Annotated in this window: 17 protein-coding genes; 2 read left to right on the top strand and 15 right to left on the bottom strand. The window is 47.6% G+C overall.

Going from position 1 to position 18,165, the window contains the following annotated elements:
- Positions 1-51: 51 nt before the first annotated feature.
- Positions 52-1,092, top strand: coding sequence for a M42 family metallopeptidase (locus MHI55_RS10970; RefSeq protein WP_340389987.1), 1,041 nt, complete (start codon positions 52-54; stop codon positions 1,090-1,092).
- Between the two features lie 117 nt (positions 1,093-1,209).
- Here the strand turns inward: MHI55_RS10970 and MHI55_RS10965 are convergent, their stop codons facing one another.
- From MHI55_RS10965 to MHI55_RS10925, 9 genes are all read right to left on the bottom strand, one after another.
- A complete protein-coding gene (locus MHI55_RS10965; RefSeq protein WP_340389985.1) occupies positions 1,210-2,148 on the bottom strand; it encodes a hypothetical protein in 939 nt (312 codons plus the stop codon).
- Between the two features lie 161 nt (positions 2,149-2,309).
- Positions 2,310-4,241 (bottom strand): ABC-F family ATP-binding cassette domain-containing protein, encoded by a 1,932-nt coding sequence (locus MHI55_RS10960; protein WP_340389983.1) that lies wholly within the window; start codon positions 4,239-4,241, stop codon positions 2,310-2,312.
- Positions 4,242-4,301: 60 nt separating this feature from the next.
- A complete protein-coding gene (locus tag MHI55_RS10955; protein ID WP_036609680.1) occupies positions 4,302-4,880 on the bottom strand; it encodes a TetR/AcrR family transcriptional regulator in 579 nt (192 codons plus the stop codon).
- 12 nt (positions 4,881-4,892) lie between these two features.
- A complete protein-coding gene (locus MHI55_RS10950) occupies positions 4,893-5,702 on the bottom strand; it encodes a DUF92 domain-containing protein (RefSeq protein WP_076326951.1) in 810 nt (269 codons plus the stop codon).
- Between the two features lie 228 nt (positions 5,703-5,930).
- Complete coding sequence (locus MHI55_RS10945; RefSeq protein WP_340389981.1) at positions 5,931-6,704, bottom strand: ABC transporter permease; 774 nt, start codon at positions 6,702-6,704, stop codon at positions 5,931-5,933.
- Between the two features lie 17 nt (positions 6,705-6,721).
- Positions 6,722-7,498: an ABC transporter ATP-binding protein gene (locus tag MHI55_RS10940; RefSeq protein ID WP_340389979.1), complete on the bottom strand. Its 777-nt coding sequence runs from the start codon at positions 7,496-7,498 to the stop codon at positions 6,722-6,724.
- Between the two features lie 27 nt (positions 7,499-7,525).
- Positions 7,526-8,581, bottom strand: coding sequence for an ABC transporter substrate-binding protein (locus MHI55_RS10935; RefSeq protein ID WP_340389977.1), 1,056 nt, complete (start codon positions 8,579-8,581; stop codon positions 7,526-7,528).
- A 12-nt stretch (positions 8,582-8,593) separates the two neighbouring features.
- The gene (locus MHI55_RS10930) at positions 8,594-10,042 is read right to left on the bottom strand and encodes an aryl-sulfate sulfotransferase (RefSeq protein WP_340389975.1); all 1,449 of its coding nucleotides are present in this window, start codon (positions 10,040-10,042) and stop codon (positions 8,594-8,596) included.
- A 58-nt stretch (positions 10,043-10,100) separates the two neighbouring features.
- On the bottom strand, positions 10,101-10,658 hold the full coding sequence (locus MHI55_RS10925) for a MarR family transcriptional regulator (RefSeq protein WP_036670114.1): 558 nt from the start codon (positions 10,656-10,658) through the stop codon (positions 10,101-10,103).
- 389 nt (positions 10,659-11,047) lie between these two features.
- Here MHI55_RS10925 and MHI55_RS10920 point away from each other — a divergent pair, with 389 nt between their 5' ends.
- The gene (locus MHI55_RS10920) at positions 11,048-11,455 is read left to right on the top strand and encodes a hypothetical protein (protein ID WP_340389973.1); all 408 of its coding nucleotides are present in this window, start codon (positions 11,048-11,050) and stop codon (positions 11,453-11,455) included.
- Between the two features lie 122 nt (positions 11,456-11,577).
- Here the strand turns inward: MHI55_RS10920 and MHI55_RS10915 are convergent, their stop codons facing one another.
- The 6 genes from MHI55_RS10915 to hemE form a co-directional block, all read right to left on the bottom strand.
- On the bottom strand, positions 11,578-12,210 hold the full coding sequence (locus tag MHI55_RS10915; protein WP_076249914.1) for a fumarylacetoacetate hydrolase family protein: 633 nt from the start codon (positions 12,208-12,210) through the stop codon (positions 11,578-11,580).
- Between the two features lie 46 nt (positions 12,211-12,256).
- Positions 12,257-13,009, bottom strand: a complete 753-nt coding sequence (locus MHI55_RS10910) for a glycerophosphodiester phosphodiesterase family protein (protein ID WP_047842367.1) — start codon at positions 13,007-13,009, stop codon at positions 12,257-12,259.
- A 24-nt stretch (positions 13,010-13,033) separates the two neighbouring features.
- Positions 13,034-14,455: a CapA family protein gene (locus tag MHI55_RS10905; protein WP_340389971.1), complete on the bottom strand. Its 1,422-nt coding sequence runs from the start codon at positions 14,453-14,455 to the stop codon at positions 13,034-13,036.
- 186 nt (positions 14,456-14,641) lie between these two features.
- Entirely contained in the window at positions 14,642-16,066 is a 1,425-nt protein-coding gene (hemY, locus tag MHI55_RS10900) for a protoporphyrinogen oxidase (RefSeq protein WP_047842365.1), read from the bottom strand.
- Positions 16,066-17,016 carry a ferrochelatase gene (gene hemH, locus MHI55_RS10895; protein ID WP_340389969.1) on the bottom strand — a complete coding sequence of 317 codons (951 nt, stop codon included), beginning with the start codon at positions 17,014-17,016 and terminating at the stop codon, positions 16,066-16,068. The genes hemY and hemH overlap by 1 nt, the downstream gene beginning before the upstream one ends.
- A complete protein-coding gene (gene hemE, locus MHI55_RS10890; protein WP_036609707.1) occupies positions 17,009-18,073 on the bottom strand; it encodes a uroporphyrinogen decarboxylase in 1,065 nt (354 codons plus the stop codon). Before hemE ends, hemH begins: the two co-directional genes overlap by 8 nt.
- Between the last annotated feature and the right edge of the window lie 92 nt (positions 18,074-18,165).

Here is an 18,165-nt window from a genome sequence, read left to right as displayed (position 1 = left end):
GGCTGTATTTTGTTTCACACCACACCCATGATCCGAGGAGGAAATTACACAATGAGTTTTACAATTGATGAATCATACGTTCTGTCTTTCCTGAAAAAATTGCTGGATACACCAAGCCCAAGTGGTTACACACATCATATTATCGAGATGATCCGGAAGGAAGCAGCCGCACTGGGCATCGCCTGTGAGCTGAATAACAAGGGCGGGGCGGTGCTTACATTGCCCGGACAGGACTCTTCCAAGACAATCGCTTTAAGCGCTCACGTGGATACGCTAGGGGCCATGGTACGCTCGGTTACATCCTATGGCACATTGAAGCTTACTTCTGTCGGTGGATTTTCCATGCAAAGTATCGAAAACGAATATTGCAGCATCCATACTCGGGATGGAAGAACATACACGGGCACCATTCTCTCCCTTCATCCGTCTGTCCACGTCTATCCGGATGCACGTACCTTTGAACGGTCCGAGAGCCATATGGAAGTTCGAATCGATGAGGTCGTCTCCTCCAAGGAAGATGTGTTGAAACTCGGGATCTCTGTCGGCGACTTTATCTCCTTTGATGCTCGCGCAGTCATCACGCCGAGTGGTTATATCAAATCACGTCATCTGGACGACAAAGCCAGCGTGGCTGCCCTCTTTGGCATCCTTGAGTCTGCACATCGTGAAGGCTGGAAACCATTACATAACGTCTCTCTGCTTATCTCGAACTATGAAGAAGTTGGACATGGCGCATCGTATATCCCTGCGGAAATCAGTGAAATGATCGCTGTAGACATGGGAGCTATGGGTGATGACCTGAGCTGTAAAGAAACCGACGTTTCTATATGTGCCAAAGATTCTTCTGGCCCGTATGACTACGATATGACCAGTCGTCTCATTGAACTGGCCAAACAAGATGGGATGAATTACGTCGTCGACATTTATCCCCACTATGGCTCAGATGGCAGTGCAGCATTACGCGGAGGAAACAATATCCGTGCAGCACTGATCGGTCCTGGAGTTCATGCATCTCATTCCATGGAGCGTACACATAAGGATGCTGTCCTGAATACGGCACGATTGCTCGCAGCCTACATTACAACCAAGTAAAAAAGAATCATTGATCGACGAAATTGTCATGAATAACATCCACATGTTCGTCTAAGCAGAAGGCCCCTTTCAAGCACAATTCGGTGTGCTTGGAAGGGGCCTTTGTTGTCATATCTCTTAATCTGCCTGTTCCACATATGCATGATATTTACTATCCAATATTTCTAACTCTGCCTTATGGTCACGCATTTCATTTCTTAGCACTTGCATGGTCTTCCTAACCGCGCTTAGTCCATCCTTCACCTGACGTTCGGCTTTGCGAATTTTGTCCTGAACCATCCAGTCCACGAAGAGGTTATCGAAGAAATAGTCTGCGAATGAAAGCAGACCTCCCAGATGCAGATCCGCGTGTACAGCCATCTCTACATCCTCCAGTTCCTTCTGAAAACGTCGTAGACGCTTACCTGCATCCATGATGGCGACCTGAGCGTCATCCATTCTTCCTCGCTTGATATGCGTGGAGATGACTCCACCGCCCATCATGTCATATATCCCCCAATTACCTGCCGAAGACAAAGCCTTCTCGGCACGTTCAAGAGCAAAGAGCAGATATTCTCCCTCCCGGAAAGCTTCATCCAGTTCCTGTAGCTCGCTCGCCAGATGTTCCCGATTCTCAGCCATCTGTTGCAATTCCGCATCCTGGTCCAGCAGACGACCTTCCTTCTTCCCCCACAGCGCGTTGTAATCGCTCTGCCAGTACTGATACTGCCGTTGGCCCTCCAACTCCTGCTCCACATGAATTCGTTGCTCCTGTACGTCTTGTAACATGCGACAAGCGGTGTCGTATGCAGCCTTGCTCTCCATGAGTTCCAGTTCTTCCTTCTCCAGCCGTTCTGTCTTCTTGCCAATCAATTGATAGAAAAATGCTGACAATGTCATACTGTTCAGTCGATCAACGTCCTTCTGCTCCTTCTGGAGATGCTCCAGACGACTTTTTACCTTTGCTTCCCATTCGCTTTCCTCCGTTTGAAGCTTCTCCAGACGTTTGGTCCATTTCTCGTAAATTCTCCCCTTTTCCTTGAGCACTGCCAATTGTTCATTAATTTCCTTATACATAAGTGTGGTGTTCTCTCCCTTCTATGGAATTCTTTACTTATAAAACGTTATGAACATACAGAACGTTTCACTTTAATGCGCAAATTTGCAGACAAAAAACGCCCTCTCCTCCTATGCGACATAATGTCACGAAGGAAAAAAGGGCGATGTTTAGTTATAAATTAAGACTTGCTCTGTTCAATCTGCTCTGCAAGTTCATTCAGAACGGTCCAGCGTTCCATCAATTCATCCAGATGACGTTCAGCCTCAACCTGCTCCGCCATCAACTCCTGCAGACGGGCAGAATCACTAAACGACTCTTCCATCTCTTTGTTAATCCGGACAAGATTGGCTTCAGCCTTCTCAATATTTTCATCAATCTGGTCGTATTCACGTTGCTCCTTAAAGCTGAATTTCAACTTCGGTTTAGCCGCTGACACAGCAGGAGTCGTTTTCTCCGATGACTGCTTCACCTTCACCGCTCCTGTATCACTTTCCTGAGTAACTCCAGGTGCATTTTTCAGCATCCATTCCGCATACTCACTGTAATCGCCGACGTGCACACGTACTGCACCGTTGCCCTCAAAAGACAAAACTTTATCGACAGTACGATCAAGGAAATAGCGATCATGGGATACCACAAAAACAACACCCGGAAAATCGTCCAGATAGTCTTCAAGTACAGCGAGTGTCTGGATGTCCAGATCATTCGTCGGCTCATCCAGCAGCAATACATTCGGAGCAGCCATCAGCACACGCAGCAGATACAGACGACGCTTCTCTCCACCAGAAAGACGGGAGATTGGCGTCCACTGGGATGCCGGAGTAAACAGGAACCGCTCCAGCATCTGGGATGCTGTAATCAGAGAGCCATCAGCTGTTTTCACATTCTCGGCCACTTCCTTGATATACTCAATCACACGAAGAGATTCGTCCATCTCCTGATGTTCCTGTGTGAAATAACCCAGATTGACCGTAGGACCAACGTCAACCACACCTGCATCAGGTTCCAGCTTGCCAGATATCATCTGAAGCAACGTGGACTTACCACTACCGTTCGGTCCGACAATCCCTACCCGATCTCCAGGTACGGCAATATAACTCAGATCTTCGATCAGCGTGCGGCCACCCACGGATTTGGAAAGATGCTCGATCTCCAGAATCTTTTTACCCAAACGAGTGGAGCCAACGGATACTTCCAATGAACCCGAGCGCTGGACTCCTTGTTGGTCTTTGAGTTGTTCGAAGCGATCAATTCTCGCTTTTTGTTTCGTCGTCCGTGCCTTGGCACCACGACGAATCCATGCAAGCTCCGTCCGAAGCAAGTTCTTACGCTTCTGTTCCGAAGAAGCTTCCCGTTCTTCGCGCTCTGCCTTCAGTTCAAGAAAACGTGTATAGTTGGCTTCATAGCGGAACAAACGACCATGATCCAATTCCAGCATGACATTCGCCACACGATCCAGGAAATACCGATCATGCGTAATCATAAGCAGTGCGCCGCGGCGCTTCTGCAAGTACTGCTCCAACCAAACGACCGAATCATTATCAATATGGTTCGTAGGCTCATCCAGAATGAGCAGTTCACAAGGATGAATCAGTGCAGCAGCAAGTGCTACCCTTTTGCGTTGTCCGCCAGACAATGTGCCCATCAGTGCATCGAATTGACGAATACCCAGTTTGGACAAAATGCTCTTCGCTTCACTCTCCATCTGCCAGAGCTGAAGCTGCTCCATTTGCTGATTCAAACGTAATAACCGCTCTTGCAACGCTGGATCGGACGAATTCAGTTCCAATAATTCCATCGTTTCCGTATATTCACGCACGGTTCTCATTTCCATGCTGTCACCTTCGAATACTTGTTGCAGTACCGTATTATCCGGATTGAAGTCCGGATTTTGCGCCAGGAACTGAATACGTACGTCATTACCGATCGAGATCTGTCCCGCGTCTGCAGGTTCCATACCAGATATCACACGCAAAAACGTGGATTTACCGGTTCCATTTACCCCAACGACACCAATCTTGTCCTGATCAGCCATACCAAATGAAGCATCCTTGAACAATATTTTTTCGCCATAACTTTTTGCAATTTGCTCTACCGTCATTATGTTCATTGCTCGTACCCACTTCTCTGTGAATTAAAATTCAATATTACGTACATCCGCGCACTTACTTTAAACTTGTAAAAAAGAGCGGCATCCATCCAGAAACAATGCTGCTGCAAAAGCAATTCGTTTGTTCAGATGTTCCTCATTAAACTCCGGATTCAACATGATATCCATCTTCAGCCGGTCCAGAATTCCAATATAGGCTTCAGCGAGCAATACAGGCTCAGGTACACTTGCACTTTCCAATACCTCACACACCATACTCATGTATTGATTCATGAATGCCTTCATGAATTTCATCAGATCCGGATCATTATTGGGTGCCATAAAAAAGAGCTTGGTATGATTGCGACGCTCATAATAATACGTAAGGTGGGTCTTGGCTATTGCTCCAAGTTTATCACCTGTGTTCTCATACGAGTTCAAAGCATATTCAAGACGACTGATAAAACTGTTACAATCCCGCTTGGATACTGCGATAAATAATTGTTCCTTGCTTTTGAAATATAAATAAATGGTGCCTTTTGCGATGCCGGCTTCGTCTGCAATATCAGACATTTTGGTCTCATAAAAACCTTTCGAGCCAAAAATACCATAGGCCGCATCCAAAATAGCCTCCGATTTGTCTCCCTGTACAGTGCTCAAATGTACTCCCCCTTACAACGCCAAAATGTTACCTAAACCAATCGCCACACATCCGCCGATCACCGAGCTAAGCACGTTCACCAGGTCGTTACTCATCCATGCCCAGCCACGAGCCCGCACCGTTGGATGCCCGCAATGTTCATGTACCTCAACTTCACGGCCACACACAGTACAACGATACATCATCTGCACCGTTGCGCCCAGATAGGAATCGGCAAAAGCCCCTGCCAACCCGCCTGCAAGACCGACAAAAGTCCAACTAAACAGACTAAGCCCTTCTATCCCGGCGATCCAGGAAAACAAGAATGCTCCCGCACCAATCAGACCCCCGCCTACGGCTGCAGCCACGGTGCCAAGAAGTGAGACACCTCCTGAAGCACCTGGCGTAAGTACCTTCCACGTGAGAACAGAGCGCGGCGGCTTGCGACTGAGACTCCCAATTTCGGTTGCCCATGTATCCGATGTAACGGTAGCCATTACACCAATGAAAGCATACACCCATGCCGGATGTGGAAATATCCAGTATCCCAGACATAGGAACATACCCATTCCACCATTAGCCATCACTTGTCCGGCATCCCGATTTCCTGACTTGGCATAGGATTTCTCCAGCTCCTGCTTCCGATCTTTACGAAACCTGGAGAGCAACGTTGAAGTAATGAAAAACAACAATAACGTGCCAAACCAGAACAGGTTACCCGCTCCGTAATATATCGTTCCCATCATGATGGCTGCCAGGCAGCCAGACAAGGTTAGCGACTTTTTCGCATAGGCAGCACCTGCCACCATAGAAGCGCATACGGCGCCAATAATCCAATCCATAATGTCTCCTGCATGCAGCGTATGTACAGCCCGCATGACGTTTATTGTATTTTTGAAATTCAATTATACCACGGTTTGATCCCAATGCCGAAACTCCTTACGCCAGCAAACAAAAAACCTGTTTTGGCCTCGTTTAGAAGTGCCAAAACAGGTTATTGATCAAACGTTAAAACAAGATAACTTCCCTTTTCAAGTAACGTCTGGAATTCAATGTTCCTATGTCCTATTTTAGACCCGCTTCGCTCCGCCAATGACCCCATATCGGTAGAGTACTCTGCGACCAAACCAGTTGAACAATCGATCCGTCAGGAATCCCATAAAACCCAGGGAAATCAGTCCGACAAAGATCCAATCTGTTCGGAAAAAGAGTCTGGAATTCCAGATTAAGTAACCCACCCCCTCATTCGAGGCAATCATCTCAGCACCGATTATGGCCATATACGAGGTTCCCATCGCCAGTCGCACACCTGTAAAGATATACGGGGTTGTCGCCGGAACAATCACATGCAGCAGAATCTGCCGTTCATTGGCTCCCATACTGCGGGCCGACCGGATTTTATCTTCTTCAACGGAGAGCACACCTGTCAGTGTATTCAATACAACAATGAAGAAAGTTGCGTACATAATAAGCGCGATCTTGGATTGCTCTCCAATTCCGAACCACACCAGAAATAAGGTAATAAAGGCGATCGGCGGGATAAAACGTATAAAGTTAAGGAACGGTTCCGCGAACAGCCGGATGAGATGAACTTTACCAATAATTAGCCCTATCGGAATAGCAATGATGCTTCCGAGTACCCAGCCCGCCAGTACACGAGTGAAGCTGATTCCGATATACTCCATCAGCGTACCGTCAGCAATCAGTTCACGTGCTCCCAGGATCGTGTGCCACGGACCAGGGATTACGTCAGGCCCATAGATGAGGGCACCGAGCTGCCAGATTAAGATGACCGTTACCCATAGAAGCGGGATAGACACCCATTTTTTCTCCAACCATTTCATCTTACATATCACCTCAGTTATTCTTCAAAGTGGCCTTGAATTCGGTCATACAGGGTGTTGAACTCAGACGAGGCGATGTTCCTCGGGTAAGGTAAGTTGTTGTGGTAAATATCCGTTATATTCGAAGATGGACCTACAGACATAATGCCTATGCGCTCACCAAGCAATAACGCCTCCTGAATATCGTGTGTGACAAAGATAACGGTTTTATGTGTTTCTTTCCAGATATTCACCAGTTCTTTCTGCATGGTGCGTCTCGTCATGGCGTCCAGCGCACCGAATGGCTCATCCATCAGCAAGATCGCCGAGTCATTCGCAAGTACCCGGGCCAATTGAACCCGCTGCTTCATGCCACCCGAGAGTTCTTTCGGAAATTTCCCCTCATGAGCACTCAGTCCCACAAGCTGGATGTATCGATCAGAGATCTCACGTCGTTTTGTCTTAGGCACCTTGGACATTCGAAGTCCGAATTCAACATTTTCCCTCACAGTTAACCATGGAAAGAGAGACGAATCCGCCTGCTGGAATACCATTGCCCGATCCCTGCCCGGTCTGTCGATCTCCTTGTTGTCTACCTTGAGCTGTCCACCCGACTTGGAGATAAAACCCGCGATCATGTTCAGCAGCGTTGACTTCCCACACCCACTGGGACCAAGCAGGACAAAGAACTCTCCTCCCTTGATAACCAGATCGACATCCTTAATGATATAATGCACATCCCCATTGGTCGGGGCATGATACGTTTTCCGTAGCTGTTCAATATGAATGGTATGCTGAGTTGCAGGTAAGGACATAACGGACACCTCCCATTTCAATAAGAATTATTTACTATATGTCACTTTATCCGGCAGAGCCTGCTGGAGAGAAGTCAGATCGAGTTTGGTGTTGAGATCAAAATCCTGTTCGATGATTCCGGTGTCCACCATATATTGCTTCTGACCTGCCAAACTATCATAAGCAGCCTGCGTAAATCCAACTTCCCATGGATTGATCGGAAGGTCTTTTAATGTGGCATCTTTAGGCTGTTTGGTCTCTTGATACATCAGATCTGCAACCTCTTCAGGATGCGCTTGAGCATACGTGGAAGCTTCATCCAGCGCCGCAAGGAAGTCACTGATCTTTTCAGGATTTGCCTGGATGAATTCATTACTTGATACCAGTCCCATACCAAGGCGTATAGGCGTCTGAGACATATCCGTCAGCTGGTGTACTCCTTCGAGTGCATCGAATTTATCGGTTAACGCGGAACCTATGACCCAAGCGGCATCAAGGTCTCCCTGTTTCAGTGCGATGTAGGCCTCATCAAAAGCCCCCTGACCAATTTGCGTCACATCACTCAGCGCCACCCCCTGATCTTTCAAATATTCATCCCATAGATATGGAATAAATGTGCCTCGAATGAAACTCACTTTCTTGCCCTTCAAATCCGCTCCACTCTGAATATCCTCCTTTGCATACAGCTTCCAGGCGGCTGCCGCTTCATCCGTAGTCTGGCCTGCAGAAGCGATGACTGAATATTCCCCTTTAGACAAAGCATTTAATACAGGGAAGTCCGCCCCGTACGCAATATCTACCTGTTTGATAAATAGTGCATTTACACCTTCAGCCGGTGAGCCAAACGTAATACTCTCTGCATCAATGCCCCTGTTTTCAAAAAAACCTTTGGCAATGGCTACCCTGAACGTTGGGTTGGTACTTGTATCTGCGATTCGAATTTTTACATTATCGGTATTTTTACCGGTAGCGTCTTTTGCTCCAGATCCTGCTGCGTTTGAACTGCATCCGGATAATAGGAGTGCCGTTGCCAGGAATAATATCAATACGCCGGTTACTATGGATGGTTTTCTCACAATATACACCCCATTCGATCTAGTCATGATTCTTGACGCCTAGCCGCCTGACTTGCCTTCATCCGACGTTGCCACACAGGCTGCACCCTCCACAAATGGAAGAGTTGTCTCTACGCTCACGATGGATGCAGAACCTTTGGGTGCTGCTCCCGGGACCCTGTAGGTGGAGACATCAATGGCTTCGATCGCAACTTCCTGCGGTTTCTCCAACTGTGGAACCCACTGATAAGGAACTCGATATGAGCGATAGACCATATTGGTATTCCGCCCATCTGTGTACGGGGAGACATACTCCCAGACCAGCTCATGCTCCGCTGTCACTTCGAACAATCTGCCATTGGAACCTTCTGTTATTAGGGTGTTTCCGTTAGGTAAACGCTGGGCGGAACTGATGTATGGGCTATAAAATTTATAAGAATCCGTCGGAACCGAGAAACCTGCTTCTGCCGAGGTATACTGCCAGACAATCTCCAGAGTGACCGGGTTAATCTCCAGTACACGCGAGTGATCCCGAATCGCATGTTTCAATCCAAATGGAGAAGCCGGATTTGGGAGGCCGTAACCTGCCCAGCCGCCATTGTCGAATACGAGCAAATTCCCTTCACCCGGTAGACCTTGGGGAATGATATGTGCATGATGCTGCCCGATAATTGTGCCGATGTGTTTCGCTTCATGTGAAGTATAGTCTGGCCCTAATCTCCACACGATCTTTCCACTCTGTCTGTCTGTAATGGCGATTATGTTGGCCTCTCTGGCATCCCAGATAATATTGTCGGGGTGGAACCGTTCGTCTCCTTCTTCATAGAAACGGTTGGGTCCGACATAAGAAGCAGAATTAATATGTAACCAGTCACCAACACCACCACCCAGATGACCGAAAGAACGTGTATTCGGATCACGGAACAGGACATTTCGAGCAGCTTCATCAAAACCTAATTCTTCAAAATGTTCGTTTGGCAGCCACTCCCAGAGTACCTTCCCCTCCCAATCGACTTCGATAATGGCATCATCAAGCAATGGCTTATCTGAAATTTGCGGGTTACTCACATTTTTGTGTGCCAGAATAAGTGTTTTACCACTCTTCGTCTTTGGCGCAAGGCCAGGTGCATAATAACCTACCGGATTCCCCTCACGCTGATAATCATGATGCTGGCGGGCATACCATAGCGGCTCATACCCCGGATCTTCGATGTGTTCGTAGCTATTGTATTTCCATACAATGTTGCCGTCCCAATCCACTTGGACCAGATCGACATTGTCCTGAATACCGAACTTCGGATCTCTCCGACCCGTGCTGCCCAGCACGTAGCCGCCAGGTAATATTTTGGCCGGAAAACCTAACAATCCTTTCCACAGGTGAACCTCCTTGCCATTCATATCGATCAATACTACGCCTTCTTCACCTGCCTGATAAACGGTATAACCGCCCCAAGCCTTATCCGGATTGTATAACGTCGCTCCAGTTGGATATATTGTTGAGTGTCCCATTGCTCATCTCTCCCTAGAATGTTTGTGGTATATCAAATGTCGTTACATTGACCCAACCTCAATAACTGAGATAGTTCCTCTTCCCGGCATTGTCCCGCTGCTTCTGCTCAAGGTCACTTGTGGAGGACCGATTATGTTCTTGTATCCCGTTGCTCTCCGCCAATTCCAGCACCGTGTCCGAGAATCCCTCCAGATTCGCTACTACCCGCTCGTAGAATTGACTTTGCTGCTCCAGTTCCTCACTCGTAAAACCCTCAAACAGAAGCGTGATACATCGGGCACCGATGTTGCTGTTTCTCGCATACATCTCCCGCCCGCTGGATGTGATGTCCAGTAAAACCGTCCGGCGATCGTCTTCCTTTCGTCTGCGGATGGTGAGTCCCTTTTTCTCCAACTTATCGGTTAGAGCAGTAATGGCACCGGATGTAAAGTCCAACTGTTCTGCCAGATCTCCAAGCCGCTGTTCTCCCTCACGAATGATTTTGTGCAGGATAAGCATGCCTGGCAGGCTGATACCTTCTACAGAGATGCGATCCCGCTCTTTGACAAATCGTCTGACCATTTTGCGAAATAACCAATCCGTCCGCTCCAACGCTTCCCAGTCTCTATCACTCATTTCATAACCTCCCTGATCGTTTGAAGCTTCAATAAAGATACGAAAAAAGGCCCCCGAGGACATTCCTTAGAGGAGTAGTCCCGGGAGCCTTTGGTGGTCCAATCAGCTCACTGCAGTTTTCAGTTCAAATTAGTTCACTGTTCATTTAATGAGTATTAAAATAATTGAGATTATCATATAACCAACTAACCCAACCTGTCAAGTGTGAATTTTATTAGTGATCTTTTCTTGTTGCGGTCGTTCTCCGCTAGGTTGAAATTACTTATCCTGTTTTAAGTTTCACTTCAGGTTTCCCGTTTACACTATTCTCAGATCGAAACATCTACAACTACATCAACGACAAGCTACGATTCAGTTCGTACTCAACTACAGAAATGAGGATTATCCATATGAATATGAAAAGAGTCATTATTATAGGCACAATGATTGTCACCATGTCCTTCGCCGGAACAGCATGGGGCCAATCCGCCATCTCTCCCATACCTACTGCTAAATGGTCCATCGTTGACTTGGACACTCGTGAGGGAAACAGTGATGAGCTGCTCGACGCTCTGAATCAGGTTTCAGAAGCGGATCTGTATCAGGAACTGTACAGCAGCAAATCACTGAGGACAATTACGGAAGAAAATAACGGGAATTTGGATGAGGTCATTGCTATACAAGTAAGACAGCTCAGAGAGCAGTTGGATGAACGGCTCGCAAATGGAAGTATCAGCTCGGAGCAACATGCTGCACAACAAGCTGAACTGGAAGAGTTGGTCACACAGAGCGCAAATACAGCATACAGCTTGGCGTAAATTAGTAGCGTATCCGTACGATGAAGGTATAAACATATATCCACGATAGCACGACAAAAAGGAGCGTATACACGCCCCTTTCTTGTAACCTATTCATTTCAAGCAGGTATGATGTGTAATCCTTATTGCACTGCCCCAATCGTGCAGGCACCCAAGGATTCGCCGTCCCATGCCAGTTCGAGCACATCTCCTGCTTGTGTTGGTCCAACACCTTCCGGTGTTCCTGTAAAAATGACATCGCCCGGCCCCAAGCCGTAATGATGACCTACATAATCCACAATATCCTGTAAACTAAAGATCATGTTACGAATATTACCACGCTGGACTTCCTCACCATTTTTGGTCAATGTAAAGTCTTTCTCCAGTAATGCTGCCGCACCCGGGAATGCCTGAAATGCAGTAACCGGAGCGGAATTTTTGAACCCTTTGGCCGCTGTCCACGGGTGGCCTTTTTTCTTAATCACGGTCTGTACGTCACGTAACGTAAAATCAATACCAAATGCATACGCATCCACCAGCTCATCTACCGCCATACCTGGCTCATAACTCCGGCCGATTTGCACGACCAATTCAGCTTCATAGTGAACTTCACCCTTGGTAGCAGGCAATCCAAGGGTTTCACCATTCAAGGGCACGACTGCATGGGAAGGTTTCATAAAGATCATTGGCTCATCCGGAACCGCGTTACCCAATTCTTCCGCATGAAGTTTATAATTGCGTCCTACACAGTATACATTGCGAATGTTAGTCAACATGGGTATATTACCACCTTTATCGGATTCATTAGTGCATATAGTAAAGTTAAGGTCTGAAAAATCGGCTGCTCGTCTCCTGAAATGCCAGCTCCCATACGTCAGGACGGTTCGTACATAACATGAGTTCTGGATCAACTGCCGCCAGTTTCTTCATAATGGTCTTGTCATCCACTGTCCAAGCCATCACCCGAATACCTGCACTCCGCATCTCGTTCATTAAGGATTTGTCTACATTGGTGTATCCAATCGATAGGAATGTACAATTCATCTGCCGCAACGCGGTTAACAGATCACCTGGTCGTGCATCGATAATTAGCCCCGTCTGGATCTCCGGTGCAAGTTTCTTCACTTCGATCAGAGCGGCTGGTTCAAATGAGGTGATCACAACATCATTTTGCATATGTCTTTTTCTCACTTCATGTATAACAGCCGCAGGCAGACCCGGGTACATGTCTCCCTGCGTTTTCAGTTCAATGTTCAAACGTACTCTGCCGCACGAGCGATCTAACAATTCACTTAGCGCCGGAATCCGTTCGCCTTTGTAAGACTTGTTTTTCCATGCTCCGGCATCCAGACGTTGCAGATCAGCCCAATCAGTTTCCCGAACCAGACCCTTGCCATTCGTCGTGCGATCCACTGTAAAATCATGAATGACCACTGGTACACCATCACGCGACAACTGCACATCCAGCTCCATCCACTGAACTTCAGGCCGCTCCATGGCCATCAGGAATGCAGCCATCGTATTCTCTGGTGCAATAGAAGAAAATCCACGGTGTGCTACACAAAGGTTGTTCATTCGATTCCCTCCTCAAAAAGGTTTTTAATTAGGCGAAGCGACTCCATTCCCATCATATCGAATACCCGGGGAGAGCTTTGCCATCTGTTCCAACAGCAGTTTGTTCGCCTCATCAATCATTGGAATGGCCTGACCTAGCCCGGCCTCATAAGGGATAACTTTCATGCTGCAAGCTGCATCTTGACTACAGCGAGCCTGAAATACCGCCGTTTTCCAAGTCTCTTCGGTTGTTGATCTGGAGAAAATGAAATTTCCCGTACTGTATGCAATCCACTTCCCCTTATAGTACTCCAACCCTTGTAACACATGAGGATGACCACCTATGACCAGATCAGCGCCAGCATCTACAAACTCATGAGCCAATCGGGTCTGGTCACTATTCGGAGTACTTACACGTTCTTCTCCCCAATGTGCAACCACGATCACCAGATCTGCCTTCTTACGGGCCTCCTGGATCGCTTTGACTGCTCCTGTGGAATCATAGGCTTCAGCCACGCCAGCCCGATTGCCTTCCGCCTTCCAACTCGTTTCCGGTACAACTCGGGAGAACCCAAGCAATGCAATTTTCATGCCTTTGCGTTCCAGATATGCTGGTGCATAGGCCTCATCCCTGTTCATACCTGCCCCGGTGTGAGCTATGCCATATTCCTTGAGATAAGTTAACGTATCCACCAAGCCCTCTACGCCCTGATCCAAAATATGATTGTTAGCCAAATTGACAGCATCAAAACCCGCAGAGGCCATTGCCGCCAATGCTTTGGGCGATGATTTGTAGACATAGGTTTTATCGGCTGCACTGGTACCACCATGAGTTATTGGTGTCTCCAGATTACCGATGGTAAGATCATCATCCTTGAATACTCTGCCGAGTTTGGCAAAGGGATAATCATAACCGTTTTTATCCAGCAGTTCAGCAACTTTGCCCGAAAATTGAATATCACCAACAAAGTTAATCGTGACATCCTTCGCTGAATTGGAAGGTTTCGACGTCCCTGATTGCTGATCCACACCTGCATTTCCCTTGGTGCCGGACGGTGTCGAATCTGCCGTAGGTTTTTTCGTTCCGGATTCTGCTTTCTCACTATTGGTATTGCCTGAAGTGTCAGGTGTCGCTACTCCAGATGTCTTATCTGCATCCGCTGTTGTCTCTTCATCCGTAGCTTCGGGTTCTTCTTCCGAAGTCTCATCGGATTCCGAGTCTGGAGAAGTTACTTGATCGCCGCCTTTGGCATCGTCTCCAATGGAAGGCTGATCCTGATCGACGATTTCTTGTTTCACCGGCTGGTCTGCCTGTTGCTGACGTGTATTAATGACATAAAAAATGCCCACCAGACCAATTGCAATGATCAATACAATATTAACTGTCCAGATGATTGTGATTGTATTGCGGGTGCGTTTACTACCTTTTTTCTTCTTTACACTTCGCTCTGATCTTGGGGGATACATAAGCAACTCCTCTTCTTCTTCACAGCCATACATACCATTATATCAGGCATATTCTGGATTTCCATCATTCCTTGGAACTGTATCGATTGAAAGGGTATGAACTCAGTTAGCTTCCAGATCTTCACATAAAAAAAAGCCATCTCTCCAGTAGATAATTCTACGTTTGAGACAGCTCTCTTGCTGTACTTAATCTGCTGCAAGCTCTTGTGTAGCCTGAACAGACATTTCCTTCGCTTGTCTGATGCAATCAGGCAAACCTACGCCCTCATAACCTGCACCTGCAATGTACACACCCGGTAATTTGCTGCCAAGCTCCTCACGGAGGGCGGCAATATGTTGGAGGTGTCCCACCGGATACTGTGGCATGGATTTACGTAGCCTTGTAATCTCGGAGAAGATCGGCACTGCTTCAATACCCATCGTCTCTCTCAGATCCTTGAGAACGAGATTCGTCAGCGCTTCATCCGGAAGCTCTACGTTCTGTTCGTCACCGGAGCGACCAACATAACAGCGAAGCAGCACCTTATCATCCGGGCTCGTATGCAGCCATTTCGTCGATGTCCACGTGCAAGCCGTAATATTACGGCCCTCTTTCCGCGGAACGAGGAAACCCGATCCGTCGAATACATGCTCCACCTCTTTTTTCTCAAAAGCGAGCACCACATTGGCTACAGACACATAGTTAATCGCATCCAGTGCCGCTGTATCGACGTGAGGCTTCAGCAGCTCCGACGCAACATATGTTGGCACAGTAACCACTACATCATCGGCTTCAAGCATTTCGCCATTACCAAGTTCAACACGGTATCTGGTCTGCGCTCCATCAAGGCGTTGTAGCGACTTCACCGCAGTGTTCAGACGTTGGTCCACATCCTGCAGTTCATGTACTAGGGCGTGAACAAGGCTCTGCAACCCCTGGCGAAAGTTCAGAAAGGCACTTCGTTTTGTTCCGGTATGCGTCTCAGCCGGTTTGCGACCCGTCATCATGCCCCGGATCAAGCTGCCGTAATCGCGCTCTACTTCTCCGAACTGCGGGAAAGTAGCCTGGAGGCTCAATCGCCGCATATCACCTGCATAGATTCCTGCGAGCAGTGGTTCCGTCAAGTTCTCCAGCACTTCTGCTCCAAGACGACGTTCAATCATATAACCGAGCGATTCATCCTCTGTTGTACGACGCGGCGGGATGACAAAATCCATCAACGCCCGCAGTTTGCCTGCCGGAGAGACCAGACCACTTCTCAAGAATGGTCTTAGTTCTGTCGGAATACCGAGAACAAGTCCTGCTGGCATAGGATGGAGCTTGCCACGCTGCATGATATACGTTTTCTTCGACTCCGGATTCTGACTGACCAATTCATGATCAATCTCCAATTCTTTGGCAAGATCAATCATTGCTGTTTTGCGAGCCAGGAAAGAATCGGGCCCTTTTTCAATCACAAATCCATCCCGGTGCAGTGTCTCAATCATGCCTCCCATGGACGAGCTTTTCTCGACCAAAGTAATCACGGGCTCAACTCCTGCTTCCCGGTAATGCTTGCGGATATAAAATGCCGCGCTGAGGCCGGTAAGGCCACCGCCGACAACAACAACACGGCGTTTCTTATCACCCATTACTCATCCGACCCTTGCTGCCATTGGCTTATAATAACGTCGCTTAACGTCTCCATGTATAGAGGATCGCTATTGAGAGAATCAATACGCATCAGGCGCATATCGATCTCTTTGGCAATCGATCTGGCCTCAATATCAAGATCATAGAGCACTTCGAGATGATCCGAGACAAACCCGATTGGTGCCACAAGCACATCCTCTACCTGTTCACGAGAAAGCTCCTGTAACGTATCCAGAATATCCGGTCCAAGCCAAGGCTCAGCTGTTCGTCCGGCACTCTGCCACGTAAATTGCCAATTGGTTATGCCTACACGTGATGCAATCACTTCCGAAGTCTCCAGCAATTGTTGCGGGTATGGATCACCCATCTCCACAATACGCGCCGGCAGACTGTGCGCACTAAACAACACCTTCACATCTCCGCGTTTTGCTCCAGCTTCTTCGAACGCATCCAACTTGGCACTGACACGTGTGGACAACGCCTGAATTAACTTCGGATGCAGATGATAACTCTCAATAAAGGACATATGAACGCCCAGCTCTTCTGCTTTTTCACGCGCACGTTTGATATAACTGCCTACACTCATCGTGGAAAAATGAGGAGCCAGTACAATACCAATCGCTGTCTGAATTCCATCCTTCGCCATCTGCTCCACGCCATCCTCAATAAACGGATAGGCATGCTTCAGTCCTTGATAACAACGGAATTCCACCTCAGTGCCACGCTCATCGCGGTTTAATGTCTCTTGAAGGGCCTTGACCTGATTGTCTGTGTTCTCCCGAAGTGGGAAAACACCGCCAACAATGGCTTCATAACGATCCGTCAGTTCTTTCAATTGCTCTGGTTCAGGCGGACGTCCTCTGCGGATATGTGTGTAATACGCTTCAACACTCTCCATATTTTCCGGTGTGCCATACGACATCACCAGTACACCTACAGTATTAGTCATTGGTTACCGTCACCCCACTCTTCATTGCTTCGGCAGAATATTCATGAATATACGCCGTTAGTTCTCTGAGCTTTTCTAGCGATGCTTCAGGAAATAATCCGTGTCCGAGGTTGAATATATAACCCGGCTCCTTGATTCCTTCGTCAATAATCACTTTGGCTTGCTCTTTAATCAGTTCCATCGGGGCAGTCAGCAAATATGGGTCCAGGTTACCCTGTACTGCAAATTTGCCGCCAAGACGTTGACGCCCTTCCGAAATGGATACTCTCCAGTCCAGTCCAATCACATCGGCTTGCAAATTATGCAGTGCTGGCAACAACTCACCGGATGCAACACCAGGGAAATAAATCTTCGGTACATTCAAATCCGATAATTCGGTAAAGATACGGGTAATCGTAGGCAACACATATGTTCTGAAGTCTTTGGGAGAAAGTGCTCCAACCCAGCTGTCAAACAACTGGAATGCCTTACCGCCATTCGCAATATGCGCACGGACATATGTAATAACCATATCACCAAGCTTCTGCATCAGCTTGTGCCACACCTCAGGCTCGCTGTACATCATCGTTTTGGTGCGGATATACCCTTTCGAAGGTCGTCCTTCAATCAGATAACTCGCAATCGTGAATGGTGCGCCCGCAAACGTAATAAGAGGCACATCAAGCTCCTTATCCAGAATTCGAATGGTTTCCAGAATATGTGACAGATCTCCTTCTACGTCGATGGGACGCAGCCGATCCACATCTGCAGCGGACCGAATAGGATTATCGATAACTGGACCAATATTTTTTACAATGTCAAAATCAATGCCCAGAGAGGCAACCGGATTCATAATGTCGGAATACAAAATAGCCGCATCTACACCAAGTTTGCGTACCGGCATGAGTGTAACTTCAGCCGCCAGCTCGGGTTGTTTGCAGATTTCTAGCAAGGAGTACTTTTCTTTAATTTTGCGATATTCAGGATCGTAACGTCCAGCTTGACGCATGTACCATACCGGGACACGGTCTACCTGTTGTTTGAAACTTGCCCGAATCAGTCGATCATTATAGCTCATGTAAGAAGCCTCCAATAGTTTTTGGACTCATAATTACCATTATGCCCTTTTTAAACAGCCGTAACAACCACATGCAGATGCGTTCTACGTGA

The organism is Paenibacillus sp. FSL E2-0151, from assembly GCF_037993015.1.
GTDB classification, from domain to species: Bacteria; Bacillota; Bacilli; order Paenibacillales; family Paenibacillaceae; genus Paenibacillus; species Paenibacillus amylolyticus.
This window is presented reverse-complemented; position numbering and strand designations above follow the sequence as displayed.

Bases quoted from the DNA above. Each gene is read 5' to 3' on its own strand.
- MHI55_RS10970 (WP_340389987.1), top strand. From the start codon at position 52: ATGAGTTTTACAATTGATGAATCATACGTTCTGTCTTTCCTGAAAAAA.
- MHI55_RS10965 (WP_340389985.1), bottom strand. From the start codon at position 2,148: ATGTATAAGGAAATTAATGAACAATTGGCAGTGCTCAAGGAAAAGGGG.
- MHI55_RS10960 (WP_340389983.1), bottom strand. From the start codon at position 4,241: ATGAACATAATGACGGTAGAGCAAATTGCAAAAAGTTATGGCGAAAAA.
- MHI55_RS10950 (WP_076326951.1), bottom strand. From the start codon at position 5,702: ATGGATTGGATTATTGGCGCCGTATGCGCTTCTATGGTGGCAGGTGCT.
- MHI55_RS10945 (WP_340389981.1), bottom strand. From the start codon at position 6,704: ATGAAATGGTTGGAGAAAAAATGGGTGTCTATCCCGCTTCTATGGGTA.
- MHI55_RS10940 (WP_340389979.1), bottom strand. From the start codon at position 7,498: ATGTCCTTACCTGCAACTCAGCATACCATTCATATTGAACAGCTACGG.
- MHI55_RS10935 (WP_340389977.1), bottom strand. From the start codon at position 8,581: ATGACTAGATCGAATGGGGTGTATATTGTGAGAAAACCATCCATAGTA.
- MHI55_RS10930 (WP_340389975.1), bottom strand. From the start codon at position 10,042: ATGGGACACTCAACAATATATCCAACTGGAGCGACGTTATACAATCCG.
- MHI55_RS10925 (WP_036670114.1), bottom strand. From the start codon at position 10,658: ATGAGTGATAGAGACTGGGAAGCGTTGGAGCGGACGGATTGGTTATTT.
- MHI55_RS10920 (WP_340389973.1), top strand. From the start codon at position 11,048: ATGAATATGAAAAGAGTCATTATTATAGGCACAATGATTGTCACCATG.
- MHI55_RS10915 (WP_076249914.1), bottom strand. From the start codon at position 12,210: ATGTTGACTAACATTCGCAATGTATACTGTGTAGGACGCAATTATAAA.
- MHI55_RS10910 (WP_047842367.1), bottom strand. From the start codon at position 13,009: ATGAACAACCTTTGTGTAGCACACCGTGGATTTTCTTCTATTGCACCA.
- MHI55_RS10905 (WP_340389971.1), bottom strand. From the start codon at position 14,455: ATGTATCCCCCAAGATCAGAGCGAAGTGTAAAGAAGAAAAAAGGTAGT.
- hemY (WP_047842365.1), bottom strand. From the start codon at position 16,066: ATGGGTGATAAGAAACGCCGTGTTGTTGTTGTCGGCGGTGGCCTTACC.
- hemH (WP_340389969.1), bottom strand. From the start codon at position 17,016: ATGACTAATACTGTAGGTGTACTGGTGATGTCGTATGGCACACCGGAA.
- hemE (WP_036609707.1), bottom strand. From the start codon at position 18,073: ATGAGCTATAATGATCGACTGATTCGGGCAAGTTTCAAACAACAGGTA.